Genomic DNA, 24,761 nt, shown 5'->3' on the forward strand with positions numbered 1-24,761 from the left:
GAACAATTGAGTTTTTAGCGGCTCAAAGCTTGCTCAGTAGGGGCAATTCAAGTTCAGCGAGCGAAAAATACGGTGAAAAAGTGGCGAAAGCAGCGCCGTTCTTACTGATTTTCACGCTCGGGACGGACCTCGGGTGTTGGGCAATTTAAAACGCCGGCCAGCGAGCACCAAGTTGGCGAATGCGAACAACGTGAACAGCTGGGCAGTGTTCTTGGCCAAGCCCCGATAACGCGTTTTGCGATGACGGAAAAGGTTCTTCAGCACATGAAACGGATGCTCGACTTTTGCCCGCACACTTGCTTTAAGGACCTCAAGCTTTTCGCGCTGACGCCCCAGCTTATTGTTCGGCAGCGCCTTGCGCGCTGCACGCTTCATGGCCACGAACCAGGTCACCGACTTCCCTTGATTCTCGTCGCGCTTTTCAACGCCTTGGTAGCCCGCATCGCCCAGCGCAGCAATCTCGTCGCCGTGCAGCAGCGCGTGAGCTTGCGTGACGTCGGCCACGTTGCCAGCCGTGCCGATCAGCGTGTGCACCAAGCCGGACGTGGCGTCCACGCCGATGTGGGCCTTCATGCCAAAGTGCCAGTCGTTGCCTTTCTTGGGTGGCGTCGACGATGGTCCCCTCGCGCATCATCAAACCCTTCTCGGCCAAGTGGCCGTTGATGGTGTCGAAGATTTGGCGCGTCAGGCCATTGGCTTCCAGCAGGTGGCGAAACTTCAGCAAGGTCGTCGCGTCCGGCGCCGACTCGCGATTCAGGTCGATGCCGACGAAACCCCGGATAGCCTGGCTGTCGTAAATCGCGTCCTCAATGCCCTCGTCGGACAGCCCGAAGCACTGCTGGGCCACGTACATGCGCAGCATGCGCGCCAAGCCAATCGGCGGACGGCCGGCGCCTGCTGCTTTCGGGTAAAACGGCTCAATGAGCTTGTGCAGCTTGCCCCAAGGCGTCACCTGATCAATCTCGGCCAGGAATCGGTCACGCCGCGTGAGCTTCTTCTTGGCGGCGTACTCAAGGTCGGAAAAGCTTCGTTGCATGATCGGCTGAGCAGTGATGGACAATGTCGTATTGTCTCAGGTTCAGATCGCCGCAGATTCAGCCGCTGAGGAATAATTCAGCGGCTCCNGCAAAGGAATCGGTCACGCCGCGTGAGCTTCTTCTTGGCGGCGTACTCAAGGTCGGAAAAGCTTCGTTGCATGATCGGCTGAGCAGTGATGGACAATGTCGTATTGTCTCAGGTTCAGATCGCCGCAGATTCAGCCGCTGAGGAATAATTCAGCGGCTCCTTAGGGGAATTCCGACGAGGACGCTTCAGCAATCCGCGTTGTCGCGCCAGGCACCACCTCCGCGACCGGCCGTGAAAGCCGGCGCCCTTGTCTCAGCCGGCCTGAGCCGCATCGGCCCCAATTCGGGGTCAGACCCCGAATTGGGGCCGATGCGGCTCAGGCTGCTAGTGGGGAGGGAAGAACCAGCTCAGGGGGATTGCGACGCGGGCGGCCCAGGATTTTTCGTTGTGGCTGCCGCCCATCGCTTCGTGGTAGTAGAGGTTGTCGCCTTCGCGCCAGCCTTGCGCCAGCATCACGCTGCGCATCAGGGCGGTGTCTTCCAGGCCGTCGTTGATGGTGCCGGCGTCGAGGTAGTATTTGACCGGCACGACCGGCAGCTTGCCGATCAGGTTGCGCTGGTTCCACCAGAATGAACTGGAGACGCCGCCAGCCTTCGAATACACGTCCGGCCGGTGCTGCGCGATCAGCACCGAGGCGATGCCGCCCAGCGACGAGCCCATGATCGCGGTGTCTTCCTTGCCCGGCTTGGTGCGCAGGGTCCGGTCCACATAGGGCTTGACCGTGTCGACCAGGAAGCTTTCGTAGGCGGCCAGCTTGCCTCCGCCGTATTGGGCGTCGCAGCAGGGCGTGTATTCGTCCAGGCGGTCCTTGCTGTTGTCGATGCCGACCACGATGATCTCGGCCATCCTGCCCTCGGCGACCAGTTTGTCCACCGTTTCGTCGATGCCCCATTCGGCCCCGTACGCGGCGGTCCTGGCGTCGAACAGGTTCTGGCCGTCGTGCATGTAGAGCACCGGGTAGCGGCGCTCGGGATGCGTGCGGTAGCTGGCGGGCAGGTAGATGCGCAGCGCGCGCGTGTTTCCCAGCTGCGGCGCGCTGAAATTGTCGATGATGCGCAGCTCGCCGCGCGGCACCGCTGCCGCCATGCCTTCGGCTGCCGCTTCCAGCTCCAGCACCAGCGCGCTGCGCGCCGGCAGCGTCACTTCGCCGTCCAGCGCGTAGCGCTTGCCGCTGATGACGTCCCTGCCGCCCGGCACGCCGCTCAGCATTTCGTGGAAACGCGCGCTCTGCAGGGTGACCGGCTTGGTGTTGCGGTTCAGCGCCACCATCACCTTGTTCTGGCCGTCGTAACGGAAGTAGACGTAGGTATCCTGCTCGGGGCCGTAGTGCATCAGCTGGCCGTTGTGGATCACGCCGGCGCCCTTGCGCCAGTTCAGCAGCTTTTTCATGAACCCTTGCGCGCCACGCTGCTGATCGGTCAGCCCGGCGCCGGTGAAGGCGTTCACCTGGTCGCCCGCCCAGCCGCCCGGGAAGTCATGGCGGTAGGAGGCGTCGTCGCGTGCGCCGGTGCTGCTGGGCATCTGGATTTCGGTGCCGTAGTACAGCTGCGGGATGCGCGGCATGGTGAGCACGTAGGCGATGGCCATGCGGAACAGCGCGTCGTCGCCCTTCAGCTCGCTAAACAGGCGCGACATGTCGTGGTTGCCTTCGAACAGCACCAGCTTGCTCGGCTGGGAATAGAGATAATCCTGCGCCAGCGTCTCGTACAGATTGGTCAGGTTGGGCTCGCCTTCGCCCTTGCCGGCCAGCGCCTTGCGCAGCACGTCGTTGAGCGGGAAGTCCATCATGCCGGGCATATAGGAGGCGTAGCCGTCGTGGTTGCGCTTGCCGTACTGCCAGCGCGCCACCACCGGGATCTGGTTGCTCCATTCTTCGCCCACCAGGTTGAGGTTGGGGTACTCGGTCATGACGGCGCGCGACCAGGCGCTGAGGAAGGCGGCGTCCGAGTAGCCGTAGGTGTCCACCCGCAGTCCGGACAGCCCGGCGTACTCGATCCACCAGATGTTGTTCTGGATCAGGTAGGTGGCCACGTAGGGATTGGCCTGGTTCATGTCCGGCATATTGGGCGAGAACCACCCTTGCGTGAAGTTGCGCTTGTCTTCGGCCGCGCCGTAGGGGTCGGCCACGGCCACCCGGTGGTGCTCGGTGGGCACGTATTTGCCGCCGTAGGTGATCCAGTCCGGCATCGGCATGTCCTGCATCCACCAGTGCTTGCCGCCGATGTGGTTCAGCACCACGTCCTGGATCACGCCGATGCCCAGGCCGCGCGCCTTGGCGCTGAAGCGGCGGTAGTCTTCGTTGCTGCCGTAGCGTTCGTCCACCTTGTAGTGGTCGGTGGCGGCGTAGCCGTGGTAAGAGTAGGCCGGCATGTCGTTTTCCACCAGCGGCGTGGGCCAGACCATGGTGTAGCCCATGGCGGCGATGTAGCCGAGTGCGTTTTCCATGCCTTGCAGGTCGCCGCCGTGGCGCCCGCCGCCCTTGCTGCGGTCGGCTTTCTCGGCCAGGCGCGGGCTGTTGTCGTTGGCCGGGTTGCCGTTGGCGAAACGGTCGGGCATCACCTGGTAGATGGCGTCCTTGCCCGAGAAGCCACGGCGCTCGGCCGAGCCGGGCTCGCGCGCCAGCAGCCGGTAGCCGTAGCGGGCGACCGGCTTGCCGGCCTTGCCGTTGCTGGCCGTCTCGGCAAAGCGGATCTCGAACTTGCCGGCCTGGGCGCTGTCGTCCAGCGCGAGGTCGATGAACAGGTAGTTGCGGTTGGCCACGCGCGCCACTTTCTGGATGCGCACGCCCGGGTGGCTGATGCTGGGTTCCAGGTCGGCGATCTGCTTGCCGTGCACCATCAACTGCAAGGATTTGCTGCGCATGCCCACCCACCAGTTCGGCGGCTCCATATGGTCGATGCGATAATCTTTGCCCGTGGCGGGCAGGACGCAGGCGGCCAGCAGGGCCGCGGCGATCAGGCGTTTCATGGGGCGTCTCCGTTTTATTATTGAGTAGTATGGCTACATACTATGCGTTTCGATGGGATTCTTCCCAGATAATACAGGGAAAAGGCCGAATTTCTTATCTAGTTTTGGTACAGGAGGAGTGAATGGTGCAACGTGGGCGGCGAGTAGTGCTGGCAGGGTTCGGGTTGGCGCTGGCGGGCTTGGCGCCGCTGGGCGGGGCGAAGGAGGGCCGGGCTCAGGCGCCTGGCGGGATCGGCAGTCTTGTCTCCCTGGGCGATTTTCCCTCTGCCCAGGTGGCGCCGCGCAAGGTCGTGGTGTGGCTGCCGCCCGGCTACGATCCCCAGGGCGAGCGCTACCCGGTGCTGTATATGCACGACGGCCAGAATCTGTTCGACCCGGCCACCGCCATGGGCGGCCAGGCCTGGGAGGTGCACAAGCGGCTGGCGGCGCTGGCGGCGGCCGGCGCGGTGCGGCCGGCGATCATCGTCGGCATCGCCAGCACGCGCGAGCGGGCCCGCGAGTACGGTCCGGCGCAGGCGGTGGAGGCGCTGGCGCCGGAGTTGCGCGCCGCGCTGCTGGGCGATCCGCCCACGCCGGGTGGCCAGCCCACTTTGTCCGAGCAATACCTGCGCTTCATTGTCGACGAACTGAAACCGGCCATCGACGCGCGTTTCCGCGCCAGTCCGGAACGCGCGGACACCTTCATCATGGGTTCGTCCATGGGCGGCCTGATCTCGCTGTACGCGCTGGCGCGCTACCCCGAGGTGTTTGCCGGCGCGGCCTGCCTGTCAACGCACTGGCCCATCACCACCAATTTCAACATGCTGTTCGACAAGGAGGATGCGCGCCCGGTGCGCTACGCGGCCGCCTATTTCGACTGGCTGGCCCGCAAGTTGCCGCGCGCGGGGCGCCACAAGTTGTATTTCGACCATGGCGACGCCACCCTGGACGCGCTGTACGCGCCTTACCAGCAGCAGGTGGACGGCATCCTGCGCGCCAAGGGCTACCGCGCCGGCGTGGACTGGATCAGCCAGGTGTTCCCGGGCGCCGACCACAGCGAGGTGGCGTGGCGCGAGCGGGTCGAGGTGCCGCTGCGCTTTTTGTTGTCAAGATAGAACTGGTCTGCTTGCTTGTTATGTAGTTGGACTACAAGTCGGCCTACCGTGCTCTGTAGCTGAAATACAACGAGGACAGCGTTTTCATAGGCGGAGCCAGTGAGATAACACGTAATAATGCGTAGCCGGGATGAACTTTAATTGACTTGATATCTAGTTTTAGTACAAAATTCCGCATAGAACGTCTTGAGAGCGTTTGCATTGCTGGCTCCCGTGTAGTCGAAATAAACAGCCTGCGGGACTTTTGATCTGTCTAAAGAGGGGACATCCTTATGAAGAATTTCGCATCTGAGCGCTCGCAGCGCGCAGTCCTGCAACTGAGCCCGGTGGCCGCTGCCTGCGCCCTGTTCGTGTCCGCGCTGGCCGGCTCGGCCCATGCACAAACCAGCGGCGAACAAGCATCCGCACCGATGGCCACCGTGACCGTGTCCGGTATCCGCCGCGGTATCGAAGACGCGATTTCGGTCAAGAAAGAAGCGACCTCCATCGTTGAAGCGATTTCCGCGGAAGACATCGGCAAGCTGCCGGACGTGTCGATCGCCGAGTCGATCGCCCGCCTGCCAGGCCTGGCCGCCCAGCGCGTTGCCGGCCGTGCCCAGGTGATCTCGGTGCGCGGTCTGTCCCCTGACTTCTCCACCACGCTGCTGAACGGCCGCGAGCAAGTGTCCACCGGCGACAACCGCTCCGTCGAGTTCGACCAGTACCCCTCCGAGCTGCTGAGCGGCGTCACCATCTACAAAACCCCGGACGCGGGCCTGATCGGCCAGGGCCTGTCCGGCACGCTGGACCTGCAGACCGTGCGTCCGCTGGCCTTCGCCAAGCGCACCATCGCCGTCAACGTGCGCGGCGAGAAAAACTCGATCGGCAAGATCTCCAATGCCAACGACCAGGGCAACCGCGTCAGCTTCAGCTACATCGACCAGTTCCTGGACCGCACCCTGGGCGTGGCCATCGGCTATGCCCACCTGGAATCGCCAGTGCTGGCGCAGGAAACCGGCATCTACGAGCCATGGAAAACCGATGCGCGTCCCGGCATGACGCCCGGCACCACCATCACCGACGGCATCAAGGCGCTGGGCCGCAGCGGCTTCAACCGCCGCGACGGCCTGATGGGCGTGCTGCAATACCGTCCGAACAAGCAGTGGACCAGCATGATCGACATGTATGCGTCCCAGTTCAAGCATGAAGACACCGCCAACCAGTTCGAAGTAAACCTGAGCGGCTACAACGGCGGCCTGAATCCCGGCCTGGTGTTTACCAACGTCACCAACAACGGCAACGCCATGGGCAGCTCGGTGGCCAACAATGTGTACCCGCTGGTGCGCGGCATGTACGACCAGCGCAAGGATGATATCCGCGCAGTCGGCTGGAACAATGAAGTGCGCCTGGACGGCGTGACCCTGGTGGCGGACGCCAGCTACTCGAACGCCAAGCGCGACGAAGTAAGCCTGGAAAACAATCTGCAGCTGGGCGCGGTCAACTCGGTGCAGTACCTGGACAACGTGGCCCTGCAGTTCCGCAGCGGCGACTTCCCGCAGATGGCGCCAACCCGCAACTACAGCGACGCTTCGCAGCTGTACGTGAAGGGCACCATCTACGGCTCCGGCTACGGCAAGACCCCGAAAGTGGAAGACACGCTGAAGAGCTTCAAGCTGTCGGCCAAGTTCGACGCGCCGGCAGCGGTGGAATCGTGGGTGTCGAGCTTTGAAGTGGGCGGCAACTACAGCGACCGCCAGAAGGCCAAGACCCAGCCGGAAGGCAACATCAACCTGAAGGGCAACCCGACCACGATCTCGAGCGACCTGCTGTACGCGCCGGTCGGCCTGGGCTTCGCCGGCGTGGGCACCATCCCTTCGTGGAACGTGCCTGCCGTGGTGCAGAAGTACATGACCTTCGCGCCGAACGCCAGCGAGAGCTATCTGATCTCGAAGAACTGGGAAGTGTCGGAGAAGATCACCACCGCTTTCATCAAGACCAACTTGGAACATGACTTCGGCAGCGTCACCATGCGCGGCAACGTGGGCGTGCAAGCGCAGCGCACCGAGCAGTCGTCGAATGCGAACTACTGGGACGGCACCGCGCCGGCCGGCCAGCAAGTCAAGCCTGTCCACGACGGCAAGAACTACACCGACTACCTGCCTAGCATGAACCTGGCGTTTGCGTTCGCCGGCGAGAACACCGTGCGCATGGCGGTGGCCAAGCAGATCGCCCGTCCGCGCGTGGACCAGCTGCGCTCCGCGCTGGACTTCGGCGTGAGCGACGTGACCTTCAAGCCGGGCGCCAGCGGCGGCAACGCGCAGCTGGACCCATGGCGCGCCAAGGCCTTCGACATCTCGTATGAAAAATACTTCGGCAAGAAGGCCTACCTGGCTGCCGCGGCGTTCTACAAGAAGCTGGACACCTACATCTTCACGCAGACCAAGAGCTACGATTTCTCGAAGTACATTCCAGGCACCAAGGCCAACACGCCTATCGGCGACTACACCGCGCCGTATAACGGCAACGGTGGCGGCATGAAGGGCCTGGAGCTGTCCGGTTCCCTGCCGCTGAACATGGTCAGCCCGATGCTGGACGGCTTCGGTGTGGTAGCCAGCCACACCTACACCGACAGCAGCATTGCGATCGAAGATCCAAGCGGCAGCATCGGCAAGAACATCCCGCTGCCGGGCCTGTCGAAGCACACCACCAACCTGACCTTCTATTACGAGAAGAACGGCTTCGAGACCCGCATCTCGCAGCGCAAGCGTTCGGACTTCGTGGGCGAGATCGGCAACTTCGCGGCGGAGCGTTCGCTGCGCTACGTGGTGGGTGAGAACATCATCGACTTCCAGATCGGCTACTCGTTCCAGAACGGTCCGCTGAAGGGCGTAGGCCTGGTCGCCCAGGTGAACAACCTGCGCAACGCCGCCTACGAAACCTACAACGGCAACCGCAACCAGCAACTGGAGTACCAGAAATACGGCCGCACCCTGCTGCTGGGCGCGAACTACAAGTTCTAAACCGGTTCGGCTGACGTGAAAAAGCCCGCCAGGCGCAAGCATGGCGGGCTTTTGTTTTGCGGCGCGAATTGGCGGGTTGGCGCGTAACCCGCCGTCTGCGGCGCTTACTTCTTCGCGGCTTCGGCGGCGGCCAGCTGGCGGTTCTGCTCGTCGAGCCAGGTCTTGAGCGGGGCGAAGTAGTCGATCAGCGCGGAGCCGTCGATGCGCTCTTCGCCGGACACGGCTTTCAGCGCTTCAGGCCATGGCTTGCTCGCGCCCATGGCCAGCATCTGCTGCAGCTTGGCGCCGGCTTTCTCGTTGCCGTACACCGAGCAGCGGTGCAGCGGGCCGGTATAGCCGGCTTCGCGGCACAGCGCGCGGTGGAACTGGAACTGCAGCATGTGAGCCAGGAAGTAGCGCGCGTACGGCACGTCGGCCGCCACGTGGTACTTGGCGCCGGCGTCGAAGCCGTCGGCCGCCAGCGGCGCCGGACGGCTCACGCCCATGTACTGCTCGCGCAGCTGCCACCAGGTCTTGTCGAAGTCGGCCGGCTTGGTCTTGCCGGCGTACACGTCCCAGCGCCACTTGTCGACCGAATAGGCGAACGGCAGGAAGGCCACCTTGGCCAGCGCGCGCTGCAGCAGTTCGCCGATGTCGGCGTCCGCTTCCGGCTCCTGGTTCATCAGGCCGATCTTCTTCAGGTAGTCCGGCGTGATCGACAGCGCCACGGTGTCGCCGATGGCTTCGTGGAAGCCGTCGTTGGCGCCGCCCTGGAACAGGAAGGACTGCTTGTTGTAGGCCAGGTCGTAGTAGATGTGGCCCAGCTCGTGGTGGATCACCTTGAACTCTTCGTCCGTCGGGCGGATGCACATCTTGATGCGCACGTCTTCCTTGCCGTCCATGGTCCAGGCGGACGCGTGGCACACCACTTCGCGGTCGCGCGGCTTGGTCAGCAGGGAGCGCTGCCAGAACGACTCGGGCAGCTTCTGCATGCCGAGCGAGGTGTAAAAGCGCTCGGCGTACTGCGTCATCTGCTTGGCGTCGGTCTTGCGCTCTTCCAGCACCTTGGTCAGATCAAAACTGCTGGCGTTGCTGGCCGGTTTCAGCAGCGGGTAGATGTTCTCCCAGCTCTGGCTCCACATATTGCCGAACAGGTGGGCCGGGATCGGGCCGCTGGCCGGCACCACGTCCGGACCGTAGGCGGCGCGCAGCTTGTAGCGGGTGTAGGTGTGCAGCGCGTCGTACAGCGGCTTGACCTGCTGCCACATGCGTTCCATCTCGGCCGAGAACGCTTCGGGTGGCATGTCGTACTGCGAACGCCACAGGGCGCCGGTGTCGGCGAAGCCCATTTCGCGCGCGCCCTTGTTGGACAGGGCCACATAGTCGACATACATCTGCTTGTACGACGGCGACTGCGCATGCCAGCCGAGCCAGGTTTCCTTCAGCTTGGCCGGATCGCGGCTGGTGGCCAGCGTTTTTTCCAGTTCGCCCAGCGGCAGGCATTCCTGGCCGCCGGTGGGGCAGTACTTGGCCTTGCCGTAGGCGCCGTTTAGCGCGGCGTTCTTGGCGGCGTAGGCTTCGCGCTCCTTCGGGTCGGACAGCATCAGCGTCAGCTGCAGCAGCTTGAGCTTGCGCGCGTAGTCTTCCTTGAGCTTGAGGCCGTTGTAGCGGCGCGCGCCCAGGGCGGCTTCGCCGGAGGCGCTCAGCTGGCGCTCGCCGAAATAGGTGGCCAGCGCTTCGGTGTCGTCGGTGATGAAATTCTGCGCCACCCATTGTGCGCGGGCGCTGTCCAGGTTCAGTTTTTCCAGCTTGCTTTCAGTGTCGTTCAGGAAGCGTTCGGCTTCGGCGACGGTAGGCTTGCCCGGCGCGCTTTTGGCAGGCGCCTTGGCTCCCTCTGCGTGGGCGGGCTGGAACGCGCAAGCGGCCAGCATCGCGGCGGCGGGGATGGCTTTCATATACAGCGGTTGTGACACTGCAGTCTCCTTCGGGTTGGTGAGTTGGCTAATATACACCGGCCAGAAGGTAGGCGACAGATCCACAGGCGTAGGCCGCCACGCCGAGCAGGACGGCCAGGCGCAGGGCGTAGGACAGCAGCAGCACCAGCAGCAGGCAGGCGCCGGTCAGTGCGCCCAGCCACATCAGGAAGCCGTGCGCGCCGCCCAGCGCGTGCGCCGACGCGGCCAGGGCCAGCGCCAGCGCGGCCGCGCCGCCCAGCTGCCAACGCCGGCGCAGCGCGGGAGGCGGTTCGGCGCCGCGTCCGCGCAGCTCGGCGTAGTGGCGGTCCATCGCCATGCTCAGTGCGAACATGCCGCCGTAGCTGAGCGTGAACAGCGCGAACAGGTAGAGGGTGGTCATGTCGGCTCCGGGATTGGCGCCGCCTCGCGCGCACCGGCGGTGTGCGTCGAGCCAGCGGCGGCCGGCGTTGCTGTTGCCGGTGCTGCTGCCTCGGCCGCCAATGGCGCCGGGGCCAGGGCGGCGGCGCGGGCAGGGCTGCCGCCGCCGGCCTTGGCTGCCGGCACCGCCTTGTCGGCGCTGCGGCCCAGGCGGTGGGCCGCGCAGGCCAGCAGCAGGCCGAGGGCAAACACGGTCAGGTCGAATCCCGCCACGGCAACCGGGCCGCGGCTTTGCAGCATGGTCACGCCCAGGTGCGAGCTGGTGGTGAACACGTTCAGCACCGGGATGCCCATCAGCAGCAGCGCGCCGGCGCCCAGCTGCAGGCGCCACATCAGGCGGTCCGGCCGGATCTGGGCCAGCACCATGGCCGCGCCCCACGCCGCGAAGAACCACGCGATCTCGGTTTCCGGGCGCTTCTCCAGGCCCACCGGCACCAGCCGGTTAGCCCAGAAGTAGACGCCGTAGGCGATCGGCAGGCCGGCGATGGCGCCCAGGTTGAGCGCCTCCACCAGCCGCGTGCCGAAGCCCACCTTGCCGCCTGCCTTGAGCGTCTTGGCTTGCCGCTGGCGGCTCTTGACGGCCCACAGCAGCGCCCCGGTGGCCACCATGGCGCATCCCGCCAGGCCGGAGATAAAGAAGAAGGCGCGCAGCAGCGGTCCGGCAAAGCGCGCAATGTGCAGGCCGTACATCACGCCGTGCGTGGCGGCCGCGCCGCTCGGGTCGTCGCCGGCCTGCGCCAGCAGCGCGCCGCTGGCGCCGTCGAACTGCATCGCCGGCTGCTTGCTTGACAGCTCGCGTCCCGCCGCGCGCGTTACCGAGATGCGGGCGTTGGCGTCGTTCGGGCTGGTCACGCTGATGCCGCCCGCCGCGCGTCCGCCCCAGTGGCTCTCGGCCTGCTCGACGATGGGACGGATGGCCGCCAGCGGCGCTTGCACGCCGGCCGGCTTGACCGGCTTGCCCGCGCTCGGGAACACTTCGGCGGTCATGGCCTCGCGGTCGCCCTTGTATGCGGCTTGCGTGGCGGCCGGCATGTACAGGAACATCAGCGTCACCAGGCCGGTGTAGGTGATCATCAGGTGATAGGGCAGGGCCAGCACGGCGGTGGCGTTGTGCGCGTCGAGCCAGGAGCGCTGCCCCTTGTTGCCCCGGAAGGTGAAGAAGTCCTTGAAGATGCGCTTGTGCGTGATGACGCCGCTGAGTATCGACACCAGCATGAACATGGCGCAGAAGCCGACGATCCAGCGCGCCCAGATGGCGGGCATGTAGTGCAGGTCGAAATGCAGGCGGTAGATGAATTCGCCGCCGCGCGTCTCGCGCGGGTCCTTCAGCTCCATGCCGCTGGCCGGATCGATCAGCGCCGATTTCAGGCGCCGCTTGCTGCTGTCCGGATCGGTGTAGGCGATGCGCACGGCAGGGGTGCGGTCGGTGGGCAGGGTGATGAACCAGCGCTTGGCCTCGGGCGCCCGTTCCTGCAGCGCGCGCACCGCCACCTCGGCGGCGGTGGCCGCCGCCACGCCGCGTACCTGGACCGCGTGCAGCTCGGGCTTCATCCACAGGCTGATCTCGTCGCGGAAGTAACTGGCGGTGCCGGCGGTGAAGACCAGGAATAGTATCCAGCACACCAGCAGGCCGGACCAGGTGTGCAGCCATGCCATCGATTGGCGGAAGCTTTCTTTCATCGGGAACCTCAGCAGAGGAAGTTGGCAGCGCCGGCCAGCACGGCTGCCGGCAGCAGCAGGCCCAGCCAGGCGCGCGCAGCGCTGCGGGCGGCGAATGCCCACAGCACGGCGCAGGCGTAAACGGTAAATGAGAACAGCGTGGCGGCCATGACGGCGTCGGCGCGGCTCAGTCCGGACAGCGGCGGCAGCGGCAGCAGCAGCGCCAGAAACGCGGCCGCCGCAGCCGCCAGCAGGTAGCCGCCGATGATGGCGGCCACGGCGCGCGCGCCGACGCCGAGCCGGTAGGCCAGCGGCGCGGAGAGAGTAGGCACGCGCATGGGCTTACCAGGCGTAGCGGGCCGTCAGCGCTGCGCTGCGGCGCTGGCCGTAGAAGCAGTCGCCGCGCGCCAGGCAGGTCGAGATCTGCACCTTGTCGGCCAGGTTGGTGAGGTTGAAGGCGAAGCGCCACGGTCCGCTGCTGTAGGACAGCATGGCGTCGAGCAGCGTGATGCCGGGCGTTTCCAGCGCGTCCAGGCCGTCCCACGAGGAGGACAGGTAGCGCACGCCGGCACCGGCGCTGAAGCCGGTCTTGCCGGCCACGGCGAAGCGGTGCGTCAGCCAGGCCGACGCGTTGTGCTCGGGGACGCCGCTCAGGCGCTTGCCGTTGTCGGCGCCGTTGCTGCGCGCCACCTTGGCGTCGGTGTAGGCGTAGCCGGCGGTCCAGCTCCAATCGCGTCCCAGGCTGCCGCCGCTTTCCAGTTCCAGGCCCTGCACCTGCACTTCACCGATCTGGATGCTGTTCAGCGGGTTGGCCGGGTCGGTGGTTTTGCGGTTGGTGTCGCGCAGGTCGTATACGGCCAGGGTGGTGTTGAAGTCGCCGCCCTGCGGCTGCCACTTCACGCCGGCTTCCCATTGCTTGCCGCGCTGCGGCGCGAAGGCCTTGCCGTTCAGGTCCACGCCGCCCAGCGGCAGGAAGGACTCGGAATAGCTGACGTACGGCGCCCAGCCCTGTTCCGACAGATACAGCAGGCCGAAGCGCTTGGTGGTGGCCTGGTCGTCGGTGCGGCTGGCGGCGCGGCCTTCGATGTCATTCTCGGCGGCGTCGCGGCGCAGGCCGGCCAGCGCGCTCCAGTTGGGCGTGAACTTGATCTGGTCCTGCAGGTACAGGCCCTTCTGGTGCAGCTTGGTGGTGGGCAAGTGGGCCAGCGCAGCGGGCGCCTTGTAGTTGCCGTACACCGGCGCGTACACGTCCAGCGGGGCGGCGCTGCCGGTGCCGCGCGCCTGGCGCGTTTCCACGCGCTGCAGGTCGAAGCCGGCCAGCACGGTGTGTTCGATGGCGCCGGTGGCGAACTTCGCTTCCAGCTGGGTGTCGGCCAGCAGCGTGTCCAGTTCATTGAACTGCTGGATCAGGTCGCGGTTGATGGTGCGCTGGTCGGCGTTGAACACCGGGCGCGCCGGGCGGCCGGTGGCGGGTACGGCGGTGAAGCTGGTGTAGGCGCTGCGGTAGTCCACTTCGCTGTTCGATTTGCGCACCGTCTGGCGCAGCTTGATGCCGTTCCGGAAGCGGTGGCTGAGGATGTAGCCCAGGTTGGTCTGCTCGGTGTTGTAGGCGTCCCAGCCCGGTTCGCCGGTAAAGGTGCCGGTGTCGATCTGGCCGAATTTCGATGGCAGCAAGGTGCCTTGCCATGGGAAAAAGCCTATCATCGAGCCGCTCTTGTCTTCCTGGCGCAGCGCCATCAGCGTCAGCTCGGTGTCGCCGTTGGGCGACCAGGTGAGCGAAGGCGCGAACACGCGGCGGTCGTCGGCCACATGGTTGACCTGGGTGTCGCTGTCGCGCGCAATGGCCACCACGCGCGCCATCCACTGGCCCTTGTCGTCCAGCACCTGGTTGATGTCGGCCGAGATCTGCTTGCGGCTGTTGCTGCCCACCTGCACTTGCACTTCGCGCTGGTTGCTGGACAGCGGGCGCTTGGACACCAGGTTGACCACGCCGCCGATACCGCCCTGGCCGTACAGCACGGACGACGGCCCGCGCAGCACTTCCACGCGCTCCAGCGTGTACGGGTCGGGGCGGGTGGTGTTGTAGGAGCCGAAGTTCATCTGCACGCCGTCCTGCAGCAGGGCGGGGTTGCCGCCGCGCGAGCTGATCGAGTCCACCCTGCTGTCGAAATAGGTGGAGACCAGGCCGGCGCTGTAGTTCACGGTCTGGCGCAGCGTTTGCGCGCCTTGCTCTTCGAAGCGCTCGCGCAGCACCACGGAGATGGACTGCGGGGTTTCGATCAGCGGGGTGTCGGTCTTGGTGCCCACGCCGGCGCGCCGGGCGGCGTAGGTGTCGTCTTCCTTCTTGCCGTCGACGGTGACGACCGCCATCACGGCGGGGGCGGCAGCGGCGGCGCCTTCGGCATCGCCGGCCGGAGCGGCGTGGGCGATGGGTGCTGCGCCGCCGAGGGCGGCCAGCATCAGGGCCGAGCGCACGGCGGCGCTCAGCGGCGAGAGGGGAAAACGTGGGTGCGGCATCGGGCCATCCTTGAAGGTGAATGGCTGGCGACGCGCTGCGTTGGCTGGCTGGTTAAATGAGAATGATTCTCATTATATCACAGGCGAGCCCGGGAAGCCAGCCTCACGGATGGCGGCAACTATGGGGCAACTACAGGTGGCGTGTTTCGGCCGGCGGGTTCTGCCAATTGTCGTGGCGACCATCGGCGTAGTGCACCGGCGCGGCGATCAGTTCTTCCGGCGTCACGTCGTCCAGGCAGGCGACCTGCACACCCACGTAGTGGCCGCCGATCTCTTCGACATAGCCGCGCCCGAAGGGGTGCACGCCGCAGGTGCGGCAGAACAGGTGGTGGCCGCTCATGGTGTTGAATTGATAGTCGCTGAGCGCGTCTTCGCCGGCCAGCAGCCGGAACTCGTCCGGCTTGAGGATGACGCCCCAGTTACGGACCTTGGTGCAGATCGAGCAGTTGCACTTGCCGGTGCCGGCGCTCAGGTCGATATCGGCTTCAAAACGCACGGCGCCGCAGTGGCAGCTGCCGGTATAGGTTTTTTTCATGAATAGTCTCCTGATGGCCGGGCCAAATCCGGCCTGCGGGAAGTGTAGCGCAGCGCAGTTGCGCGGGGTGCACGGCAGCTTGCCGGTGGCGCCGCAGGCTTAGCCGCCGGTCTGCGCCTGCGGCACGCTGGCGCGCTCTTCCATGTCTGCCGCCAGCAGCTGGTTCATGCGGTCGCTCGACTCGCGCAGCGCCACGGCGTACTTTTCGTCGTCGCCCCACACCTTGGCCAGCGCGGTAATCATCTCCTCGTCGTGGTGGCGGAAGCTGGCGCTGGCCTTGGCCGCGTCCTCCGGCTTCACGCCCAGCGCGAGCAAGGCCTTGTGGCCGATGGACAGGCCGCCCTCGAAGGTTTCGCGCTCCACCACGTGCGCGCCCCGGTCCAGCAGCCGGTAGGCGTGGCGGCGGTCGTAGGCGCGCGCCAGGATGGTGAGGTTGGGGAAGTACTGCTTGGCGATTTCCACCAGCGCCTCGGCCTGGTCGCGGTCGTCGATCGCCACGATCAGCAGCTTGGCCTGGGCCGCGCCTGCGGCGCGCAGCAGGTCGAGCCGGGTAGCGTCGCCGTAGTAGACGCGGCGGCCGAAGCGGCGCACCAGTTCCACCTGCTCGGCGCTGGCGTCCAGCGTGGAGATGTTGAACTTGTTCACCATCAGCAGGCGCGCGGCGATCTGGCCGAAGCGGCCGAAGCCGGCCACGATCACGTCCGGCTCGTGCTCCAGTGCGCCGGCCTCCGGTTCCGGCTTGCTGGAGAAGCCCGGGCCGGCAATGCGGTCGTACAGGATCAGCGCGAAGGGCGTGAGCGCCATCGAGATGGCCACGGCGGCCACCGTCAGCGCCGAGATGTCGGCCGCGATCACGCCGGAAGTGGAGGCCAGGCCCAGCAGCACGAAGGCGAACTCGCTGCCCTGGCTGAGCGCCGCGCCGGTTTGCACCGCCGTGCGCGCCGGCATGCCGAAGGCGCGCATGACGCCGTAGACAACAATGGTTTTCACCGCCATCAGGCCGAACACCATGGCTGCCAGCAGGCCGATTTGCTGCACCGCCAGCGCCAGGTTGACGCTGGCGCCCACCGACATGAAGAACAGGCCAAGCAGCAGGCCGCGGAACGGTTCGATGTCGCCTTCCAGCTCGCGCCGGAATTCGCTGTCGGCCAGCACCACGCCGGCCAGGAAGGCGCCCAGCGCGGCCGACAGGCCGACGGCCTGCATCAGCAGCGACACGCCCACCACCAGCAGCAGCGCGGCGGCGGTGAAGACTTCGCGCGAGCGGATCTTGGCAATGTAGCGCAGCGCCGGCCGCATCAGGAAGCGCCCGACCACGATCACGATGACCACCGCGCCGATGACGGCGGCGGCGTGCACCCAGGCCGGATAGCCTTTCAGCAGGCCGCTTTCGGCGGCGCTGCCCACCCGGTCGTCGGCCAGCAGCGGCAGCGCGGCGATCATGGGGATAGTGGCCACGTCCTGGAACAGCAGGATGCCTTGCGCGGCGTCGCCTGTGGGCGTCTTGCGCAGCCCCTTTTCCTCCAGCGACTGCAGCACCACGGCGGTGGAGGAGAGCGACAGGATGAAGCCCAGCGCCACGGCGGCCTGCCAGTTCATGCCGAAGGCCAGGCCGATGGCGGCCAGCGCCAGGCCGCTGAGCAGTACCTGCAGGCCGCCCAGGCCGAAGAAGGCGGTGCGCATATGCCACAGCAGGGAAGGCTGCACCTCCAGGCCGATCAGGAACAGCATGATGACCACGCCGAATTCGGCGAAGTGCATCACTTCGGCGGGATCATGGACGAAGGCCAGCGCGGAGGGGCCGATCAGCAGGCCGGCCACCAGGTAGCCGAGCACCGAGCCAAGGCCGAGCCGCTGCGCCACCGGCACCGCCAGCACGCCGGCGGTGAGGTAGACCAGTGCCATCAAGAGGAGATTGGAGCCTTCCATCGCATATCCTTTATTGTGTAAGGACGCAGTATGCGGTGGCGTGGGCGGTTTGACAATTGCTCATGGGAGGGAAGCAGTTGCCCATCGCGGTGCAATCCGGCGGGCTGGCGGGGCGAGTCCCGCGTAGCCCGCCGCAGCTTAGCGCAGCGAGATCGCGACCGTGCTGGCGGCACGTGCGCTGGCCGGCAGCTGCACGGTCAGCAGCTGGCGCTTGGCGTCCCAGCCGAACTTGGCAGGCTTGCCCTCCAGCGTCACGCCGGCCGGCCTGGCGGCCACGTTGTGCACCGTCAGCGCCACGCTGCGTTCCGGGCGCTGGTACTGCTTGCCCACTTCCGAGTCCAGCGTGATGAGCAGCCGCTTGCCGCTGCCGCTGAGCGCGCTGGCGAAGCGCACGATCTCGTACTTGTCCTTGGCGTAGGCGTCCGGCGTCGCACCGTCGTCGTCGTACAGTTTGCCGCTGCCCGACGGCACCGCCGCGTCGTGGTAGTAGTGCAGTTCCAGCTTGCGCGTGCTGTAGTCGCGCGTGCTCTGCACCGGCGCCACCATCGGGATGAAGGCCCCTGCGCGCACGAACACCGGGATATGGTCGATCGCCACCGGCACCACGGCCGTGATGCCGCCCGCGTAGCGGCGGCCGCTGTTGAAGTCGAACCACGCCGGACTGGTGGCTGGCAGGTAGACTTCCTTGCGGCGCGCGCCCGGCTCGGTGATCGGCGCCACCACGAACTCGCGCCCCCACAGGTAGGACGACACCAGGTTGCGCACCGCTTCGTTCTGCGGTTCCTCGTACAGCATCGGGCGCATCAGCGGCAGGCCTTGCTGGCTGTTGTCGAAGCCCAGCGTGTAGTTATAAGGCAGCATGCTGTAGCGCAGGCGGATAGCCTCGCGCGCCAGCGCCTTGGTGGCAGCCTCGCGGAACACCGGCTCGGACGGCACCTCCTGCTGCGCGTGCGGACGGAACACCGGCTGGAACACGCCGTACTGCAGCCAGCGGGTGTACAGTTCGTCGTCCAGGTAGGCATTGGCGAAGCCGCCCAGGTCCGAGTGCATATAGCCCAGGCCCTGCATGCCCATTTGCACGGCGATCTCGGGCTGCGCCTTCAGTCCGCCCCAGCTGCGGTTCACGTCGCCCGACCAGGGAATCAGGCCGAATCGCTGCGAACCGGAGTAGCCGGCGCGCATCAGGATGAAGGGGCGCTCGTGCGGGAAGTCCTTCTGGTAGCCGTCGGCGATCAGGCGCGCCCAGTCATGGCCGTAGGTGTTGTGCACCTGGTCGGCGGTGCCGGTGGCATGGCGCACGGTGGACGGGTGCACTTCCGGCTCGCCCAGGTCGCCCCACCAGCCGGCCACGCCGTAGTCGTTGCGCAAGCCCTTGTAGATATTCCAGAACCAGTCCTTGCCTTCCTTGCTGTACAGGTCGATCAAGCCTGTGTTGCCGAAGTAGAAGTCATAGCGCGCGGGCGCGCCGGACGCATCGGTGGCCAGCGCCTTGCTGTTGACGGCGTCCTGCCACTTGCTGGAAGTGGTCAGCACGAAGGGCTCGGTGATCAGCACCGTCTTCACGCCCTGCGCTGCGAAGTCCGACACCATCTTCTTCGGCGTGGGGAAGTTGTCCTTGTCGAAGGCCAGGTTGCCCATGGTGCCCTTGATGTCCTTGCCGAACCAGTACAGGTCGAACACGATCGCGTCCAGCGGGATCTGCTCGTCGGCGAACTTCTTCACCACGTCGCGCGCTTCCTGCTCGGTGTGATAGCCGAAGCGGCTGGCGAAATTGCCGAAGGCCCAGCGCGGCGGCAGCGGCTGGCGGCCGGTCAGGCTGGTGTAGCCGCCCACCACGTCTTCCCAGCTGTCGCCGGCGATCACCTGGTAGGTTTTCCGGCCGCGGATGGTCTCGTAGGCCAGCGTGTTGTCCTTCTTGCTGTCGAAGTCCAGGTGGCCGATGGCGGCGTTGTCGAAGTGGAGCGCGTACATTTTGGACGACATGGCCACCGGCAGCGTGAAGTTCAGCAGTTCCGAGCGCTCGTCGTAGCCGTAGTGCGCCTTGTTATACAAGGTGAAGCGGTTGCCGCGCCGGTTCATGCCCACCGCGCGTGCGCCGGCGCCGTACAGGGCTTCGTCCTTGTCCAGCTCGAAGTCGATCACTTCGGCGCCGTCCTTTTTCGCATAGCCGCGCTTTTCCATCACCAGCGGCTTGCCCTTGTAGGCATAGGCGATGCGGAACGGCGCCTTGGTCACCGTCACGCCGATGCCGCCCGCCACGGCGTAGTCCAGCTTGCCGTCGGCATCCTTCAGCGTGGCGCTGTCCTTGCCGGGCGCCAGCACCACCGCATGCGAGGCCGGGTCGAACGCCTCGCCCTGCGGCACGAATGTGGTTTCCACGATACGCGGCGAGTACGGTTTGATGAGGTATTTGCCGTCGCTGGTAGTAATCTCCAGCTGGTTGCCGTTCAGCCTGGCGCTGTGTAGTTTGCGGTCGGCGTTCTGGGCCAGCGCGAGGGGGCTGGCCAGTAGCAGGAGGGCGATCTTGCTCAGGGTAGATGTGGTCATGTCGTTTTCTGTTATTTGACTACAAAACGGGTGTCTCTGGTGGGCGGAAAGCAGGCTAACCCGCTAATTCTACTATGGGTGAAGCGGATTGACACGGCATTGTCACCGTGTTACTTTACTACAAATCGGTACTACACACTCCGTCCGGCATCCAGCCAGGACCAAAAAATCGGGGACAGGCAGGTATGCAATCACCATCCATCAAGCCCAGGCTGAGTTTCTGGCAGCTCTGGAACATGAGCTTCGGCTTCTTCGGCATCCAGTTCGGCTTTGCGCTGCAGAACACCAACACCAGCCGCATCTTCTCCACCCTGGGCGCCAGCGCCGACGACCTGCCGCTGTTCTGGCTGGCCGCACCGGTCACCGGCCTGCTGGTGCAGCCGATTATCGGCTACCTGAGCGACAACACCTGGCACCCGCGCTGGGGCCGCCGCCGCCCCTTCTTCTTCGTCGGCGCCGTGCTGGCCTCGCTGGCGCTGTTCCTGATGCCGAACTCCAGCGCGCTGTGGATGGCCATCGCCATCCTGTGGCTGATGGATGCGGCCATCAACGTGTCCATGGAACCGTTCCGCGCCTTCGTCGGCGACAAGCTCGATGCCTCGCAGCAGACCACCGGCTTCGCGATGCAGACTTTCTTCATCGGCTGCGGCGCGGTGATCGCCTCGCTGCTGCCTTACCTGTTCGCCGACGTGCTGGGCGTGAGCAATGTGCCGGTCGGCGGCGCCATCCCGGACAGCGTGCGCTACTCCTTCTATGCCGGCGGCGCCGCCTACTTCCTGGCCGTGATGTGGACCGTGCTCACGGCCGACGAGATCCCGCCCGAGAACCTGGAAGCGTTCCGCGCCGAGAGCAAGCCCGGCCTGAGCCACGCCATCATTGAAATCCTGGGCGGCTTCGCGAGCATGCCGAAAACCATGGTGCAGCTGGCCTTCGTGCAGTTCTTCACCTGGGTGGCGCTGTTCGCCATGTGGATCTACACCACCAACGCGGTGGCCGACAACGTGTTCGGCACTGCCGACGCGCAATCGGCCTCATTCCAGGAAGCGGGCAACTGGGTCGGCATCATGTTCGCGGTGTACAACGGCGTGTCCGCGCTGGCCGCGTTTATCCTGCCCATCTTCGCCCGCGCCACCAGCCGCAAGTTCGTGCACATGGTGTGCCTGCTGATCGGCGGCGCCAGCCTGATGAGCATCATGTTCATCCATAACCTGAACCTGCTGATGCTGCCGATGATAGGCGTGGGCATTGCGTGGGCCAGCATCCTCACCATGCCATACGCCATCCTGGCCGGCGCGCTGCCTGCCAAGCGCATGGGCTTCTACATGGGCGTGTTCAACTTCTTCATCGTGATTCCGCAAATCGTCAGCGGGCTGCTGCTGGGCTTCGTCACCAAGCACTTCTTCGGCGGCCACACGGTCAGCACGGTGGCGCTGGGCGGCGCCTGCATGGCGCTGGCCGGCCTGCTCACGCTGTTCGTGCACGAACACGGCGCCAGGCGCGCCGCCGCGCAGGATGGCGCGCTGAAACAGCCATCCTGAGGGACATCCCAATGGCCAGCCGCGCGCCGTTTTGCCGCCAAACGCGGTAAAACGGCGGTTGCGCCGCCGCCAGGCGGCAACGATCACCGACGCGGAGCGACCATGGCTATCCAGACTGTTATCACCCATCCCATCCCCGGCCAGCGGCCGGGCACCTCCGGCCTGCGCAAGAAGGTCCACACCTTCAGCCAGCCGCACTATCTCGAGAACTTCATCCAGAGCGTGTTCTACACGCTGGGCGACTGCGCCGGCAAGACGCTGGTGGTGGGCGGCGATGGCCGCTACCACAACCGCGCCGCGATCCAGACCATCCTGCGCATGGCCGCCGCACATGGCTACGCGCAAGTGCTGGTGGGGCAGGGCGGCATCCTGTCCACACCCGCCGTCAGCTGCGTGATCCGCAAGCGGCAGGCCTCGGGCGGCATCATCCTGTCGGCCAGCCACAATCCCGGCGGCCCGGATGGCGACTTCGGCGTCAAGTACAACATCGCCGCCGGCGGCCCGGCGCCGGAAAGCGTGACCGAGGCCATGTTCCACCACAGCGAAACCATCACCCAGTACCGCATCAGCGATGCGCCCGGCATCGACATCGACACCATCGGCATGTCGCAGATCGAGGACATGCGGGTCGAGGTCATCGATTCCGTGGCCGACTACGCCGAACTGATGGCCCGGCTGTTCGACTTCGACGCCATCCGCGCGCTGTTCGCGGGCGGCTTCAGCATGCGCTTCGACGGCATGAGCGCGGTCTCCGGCCCGTACGCGAAAGCCATCATCGAAGGCATGCTGGGTGCGCCCGCCGGCACCGTCATCAACGCCGTGCCGCTGGAGGATTTCGGCGGCCACCACCCGGACCCCAATCCGGTCAACGCGGCCGAACTGATCGCCATGATGGCCGGCGCGGACGCGCCGGACTTCGGCGCCGCCTCCGACGGCGACGGCGACCGCAACATGATCGTTGGCCGCAGGTTCGACGTCACCCCGTCCGACAGCCTGGCCATCCTGGCGGCCAACGCCACCCTGGCGCCCGGCTACCGCGGCGGCCTGAAAGGCATTGCGCGCTCCATGCCCACCTCGCGCGCGGCCGACCGCGTGGCCGAAGCGCTCGGCATCCCATGCTACGAAACGCCCACCGGCTGGAAGTTCTTCGGCACGCTGCTGGACGCAGGGATGGCCACGCTGTGCGGCGAAGAGAGCTACGGCACCGGCTCGGACCACATTCGCGAGAAAGACGGCGTATGGGCCGTGCTGTTCTGGCTCAACCTGCTGGCCGCCACGGGCAAGCCGGTGCAGCAGATCGTCACCGAACACTGGGCGCGCTTCGGCCGCCACTACTACTCGCGGCACGACTACGAAGGCATCGAACCGGAAGCGGCCCGCCTGCTGATGGCCGACCTGCGCATCAAACTGCCTGCGCTGGCCGGCACGGTGCTCAACGCACACACCGTCGAGTTCGCCGACGATTTTGCCTACACCGACCCGGTGGACGGCTCCAGCGTGCAGCAGCAGGGCGTACGCATCGTCATGCAGGACGGTTCGCGCATCGTCTACCGCCTGTCAGGCACAGGCACCGAAGGCGCCACCCTGCGCGTCTACCTGGAATTGTTTGAACCCGATCCATCGCAGCACCAACGTCCCACGCAGCAAGCGCTGGCAAGCCTGATCGCCGCCGCCGAAAGCGTGGCCAGTATCGCCATGCACACGGGAAGGGCCACCCCGACCGTGATCACATAACCACAACCACAGGACCGAACTGCATGAAACTATCTCCCATTGCTTTGTCTTTGGCGCTGCTCGCGGGCAGCATGAATTCACAGGCGGCGCAGCCCGCAAAGGCCGCACCCAAGCCATTCCTGTGGGAGAACGCCACCGTCTACTTCCTGTTGACGGACCGTTTCAACAATGCAGACCGCAGCAACGACCTGTCATACGGCCGCAAGGCAGACGCGGCGCCGCAGCGCGGCTACATGGGCGGCGATCTGAAAGGCGTGACGGCCAAGCTGAAGGCGGGCTATTTCGACAGCCTGGGCGTGGACGTGTTGTGGCTCACGCCGCCGGTCGAACAGTTGCACGGTTCGACCGACGAGGGCACAGGCAGGTCTTACGGCTTTCACGGTTACTGGGCCAAGGACTTCACGGCCGTCGACGCCAACCTGGGCACCGATAAGGATTTCAAGGACTTCGTCGAAGCGGCCCACGCGCGAGGCATCCGCGTGCTGCTGGACGTGGTGATGAACCACACCGCGCCGTTCACGGACGCCGAGGCGGCCTGGCCGTCGGACTGGGTGCGGCTCGATCCCGCCTGCACCTACAAGGACGTAGCCACCACTGTGGACTGCGCGCTGGTGAAAGGCCTGCCGGACGTGCTCACCAACAGCAACGCCAGCGTGGCGCTGCCGGACGCGCTGGTGCAGAAGTGGAAAAAGGAAGGGCGTTACGAGCGCGAAGTGAAGGAACTGGACGAGTTCTTTGCCCGCACCGGCTACCCGCGCGCGCCGCGCTATTACCTGATGAAGTGGCATGCGGACTGGGTGCGCAAGTTCGGCGTGGACGGCTTCCGCGCCGACACGGTCAAGCATACCGAGCCGGGCATCTGGAAAGAGCTGCGCACGGTGGCGATCGCCGCGCATGAGGAGTGGAAGCGCGCGCATCCCGGCAAGGCGCTGGGAGACGGCAGGTTCTACATGCTGGCCGAGGTGTACAACTACAACATCGCGCACGGCAAGCAGTTTGATATGGGCGGCGGCGCCATGACGGACTTCTACGACAACGGCTTCGACAGCATGATCAACTTCGGCCTGGTGTGGGATGCGAAGCAGGATTACGAGACCTTGTTCAGCAAGTATTCGGCGGCGCTGCATGGTCCGCTGAAGGGCTACTCAGTGGTGAATTACACCGCCTCGCACGACGACGGCAATCCGTTCGACCCTGCACGCACGAAGCCGTTCGAGACCGCGACCAAGCTGCTGCTGGCGCCGGGTTCCGCGCAGATCTACTACGGCGATGAAACCGCGCGTTTGCTGGATGCGCCGGGCGCGCAGGGCGATGCCAAGCTGCGCACCTATATGAACTGGGATGATCTGGCGAAGAATGTGGCGCGCGACGGCTACAAGGTTGCCGATGTACGCGCGCACTGGGCCAAGCTGGGGCAGTTCCGCCGTGCGCACGTGTCGGTGGGGGCAGGGCTGCACGAGAAGATCGCGGACCAGCCGTACACCTTCAGGCGCACGTACGAAAAAGGCGGCATCAGCGACCAGGTGGTGGTGGCGTTGGATGTGCCGGCGGCTGCGCGCAGCACCATCAAGGTGGGCAGTGTGTTTGCAGATGGACAGACAGTGAAGGATTACTACTCCGGCGCCAGCGTGGTGGTGAAGGGCGGGGAAGTTACGCTGCCCGTCAAGGGCGGGATCGCATTGCTGGGCGCTGCCGCGCGCTGATTTTGCGGCGGCGGCCGGCGGGTGGCGCTTCGCTCGGCGCGC

14 protein-coding genes and 1 pseudogene are annotated in these 24,761 nt (G+C 65.7%); 5 read left to right on the forward strand and 10 right to left on the reverse strand.

Translation table 11 applies throughout. The features are described 5' to 3' along the window. Positions 1-111 precede the first annotated feature (111 nt). Positions 112-1,036 (reverse strand): annotated as a pseudogene (locus ASD15_RS22935) (IS5 family transposase). A 413-nt stretch (positions 1,037-1,449) separates the two neighbouring features. Beyond that, positions 1,450-4,092, reverse strand: coding sequence for an alpha-amylase family glycosyl hydrolase (locus ASD15_RS22940; RefSeq protein ID WP_082552089.1), 2,643 nt, complete (start codon positions 4,090-4,092; stop codon positions 1,450-1,452). A 122-nt stretch (positions 4,093-4,214) separates the two neighbouring features. On the opposite strand from ASD15_RS22940, the gene ASD15_RS22945 reads away from it, so the two are divergent. Further along, positions 4,215-5,186 (forward strand): alpha/beta hydrolase, encoded by a 972-nt coding sequence (locus ASD15_RS22945; protein ID WP_082552090.1) that lies wholly within the window; start codon positions 4,215-4,217, stop codon positions 5,184-5,186. A 272-nt stretch (positions 5,187-5,458) separates the two neighbouring features. After that, positions 5,459-8,185, forward strand: a complete 2,727-nt coding sequence (locus tag ASD15_RS22950) for a TonB-dependent receptor (protein ID WP_057157367.1) — start codon at positions 5,459-5,461, stop codon at positions 8,183-8,185. Positions 8,186-8,289: 104 nt separating this feature from the next. On the opposite strand, the gene ASD15_RS22955 is transcribed toward ASD15_RS22950, so the two are convergent. The 8 genes from ASD15_RS22955 to ASD15_RS22990 form a co-directional block, all read right to left on the reverse strand. Further along, the gene (locus ASD15_RS22955) at positions 8,290-10,137 is read right to left on the reverse strand and encodes a M2 family metallopeptidase (protein WP_229418310.1); all 1,848 of its coding nucleotides are present in this window, start codon (positions 10,135-10,137) and stop codon (positions 8,290-8,292) included. 28 nt (positions 10,138-10,165) lie between these two features. Continuing rightward, entirely contained in the window at positions 10,166-10,519 is a 354-nt protein-coding gene (locus ASD15_RS22960; protein WP_057157368.1) for a DUF3325 domain-containing protein, read from the reverse strand. After that, on the reverse strand, positions 10,516-12,237 hold the full coding sequence (locus ASD15_RS22965) for a PepSY domain-containing protein (protein ID WP_082552091.1): 1,722 nt from the start codon (positions 12,235-12,237) through the stop codon (positions 10,516-10,518). The genes ASD15_RS22960 and ASD15_RS22965 overlap by 4 nt, the downstream gene beginning before the upstream one ends. An 8-nt stretch (positions 12,238-12,245) precedes the next feature. Then, on the reverse strand, positions 12,246-12,554 hold the full coding sequence (locus ASD15_RS22970) for a DUF3649 domain-containing protein (RefSeq protein ID WP_057157369.1): 309 nt from the start codon (positions 12,552-12,554) through the stop codon (positions 12,246-12,248). A 4-nt stretch (positions 12,555-12,558) separates the two neighbouring features. After that, positions 12,559-14,733 carry a TonB-dependent siderophore receptor gene (locus ASD15_RS22975; protein WP_229418311.1) on the reverse strand — a complete coding sequence of 725 codons (2,175 nt, stop codon included), beginning with the start codon at positions 14,731-14,733 and terminating at the stop codon, positions 12,559-12,561. Positions 14,734-14,863: 130 nt separating this feature from the next. Beyond that, complete coding sequence (locus ASD15_RS22980; RefSeq protein ID WP_057157370.1) at positions 14,864-15,268, reverse strand: GFA family protein; 405 nt, start codon at positions 15,266-15,268, stop codon at positions 14,864-14,866. A gap of 99 nt (positions 15,269-15,367) precedes the next feature. Beyond that, positions 15,368-17,197, reverse strand: coding sequence for a monovalent cation:proton antiporter-2 (CPA2) family protein (locus tag ASD15_RS22985; protein WP_082552092.1), 1,830 nt, complete (start codon positions 17,195-17,197; stop codon positions 15,368-15,370). Between the two features lie 138 nt (positions 17,198-17,335). Then, positions 17,336-19,744: a TIM-barrel domain-containing protein gene (locus tag ASD15_RS22990; RefSeq protein WP_057157372.1), complete on the reverse strand. Its 2,409-nt coding sequence runs from the start codon at positions 19,742-19,744 to the stop codon at positions 17,336-17,338. Positions 19,745-19,929: 185 nt separating this feature from the next. Here ASD15_RS22990 and ASD15_RS22995 point away from each other — a divergent pair, with 185 nt between their 5' ends. The 3 genes from ASD15_RS22995 (at position 19,930) to ASD15_RS23005 (ending at position 24,719) form a co-directional block, all read left to right on the forward strand. After that, positions 19,930-21,282 (forward strand): MFS transporter, encoded by a 1,353-nt coding sequence (locus ASD15_RS22995; RefSeq protein WP_057157373.1) that lies wholly within the window; start codon positions 19,930-19,932, stop codon positions 21,280-21,282. Positions 21,283-21,384: 102 nt separating this feature from the next. After that, on the forward strand, positions 21,385-23,016 hold the full coding sequence (locus tag ASD15_RS23000) for an alpha-D-glucose phosphate-specific phosphoglucomutase (RefSeq protein WP_057157374.1): 1,632 nt from the start codon (positions 21,385-21,387) through the stop codon (positions 23,014-23,016). A 71-nt stretch (positions 23,017-23,087) separates the two neighbouring features. Further along, entirely contained in the window at positions 23,088-24,719 is a 1,632-nt protein-coding gene (locus tag ASD15_RS23005) for an alpha-amylase family glycosyl hydrolase (protein ID WP_307188300.1), read from the forward strand. The last annotated feature ends 42 nt before the right edge of the window (positions 24,720-24,761 follow it).

This window comes from Massilia sp. Root351 (genome assembly GCF_001425045.1).
GTDB lineage: Bacteria > Pseudomonadota > Gammaproteobacteria > Burkholderiales > Burkholderiaceae_D > Rugamonas.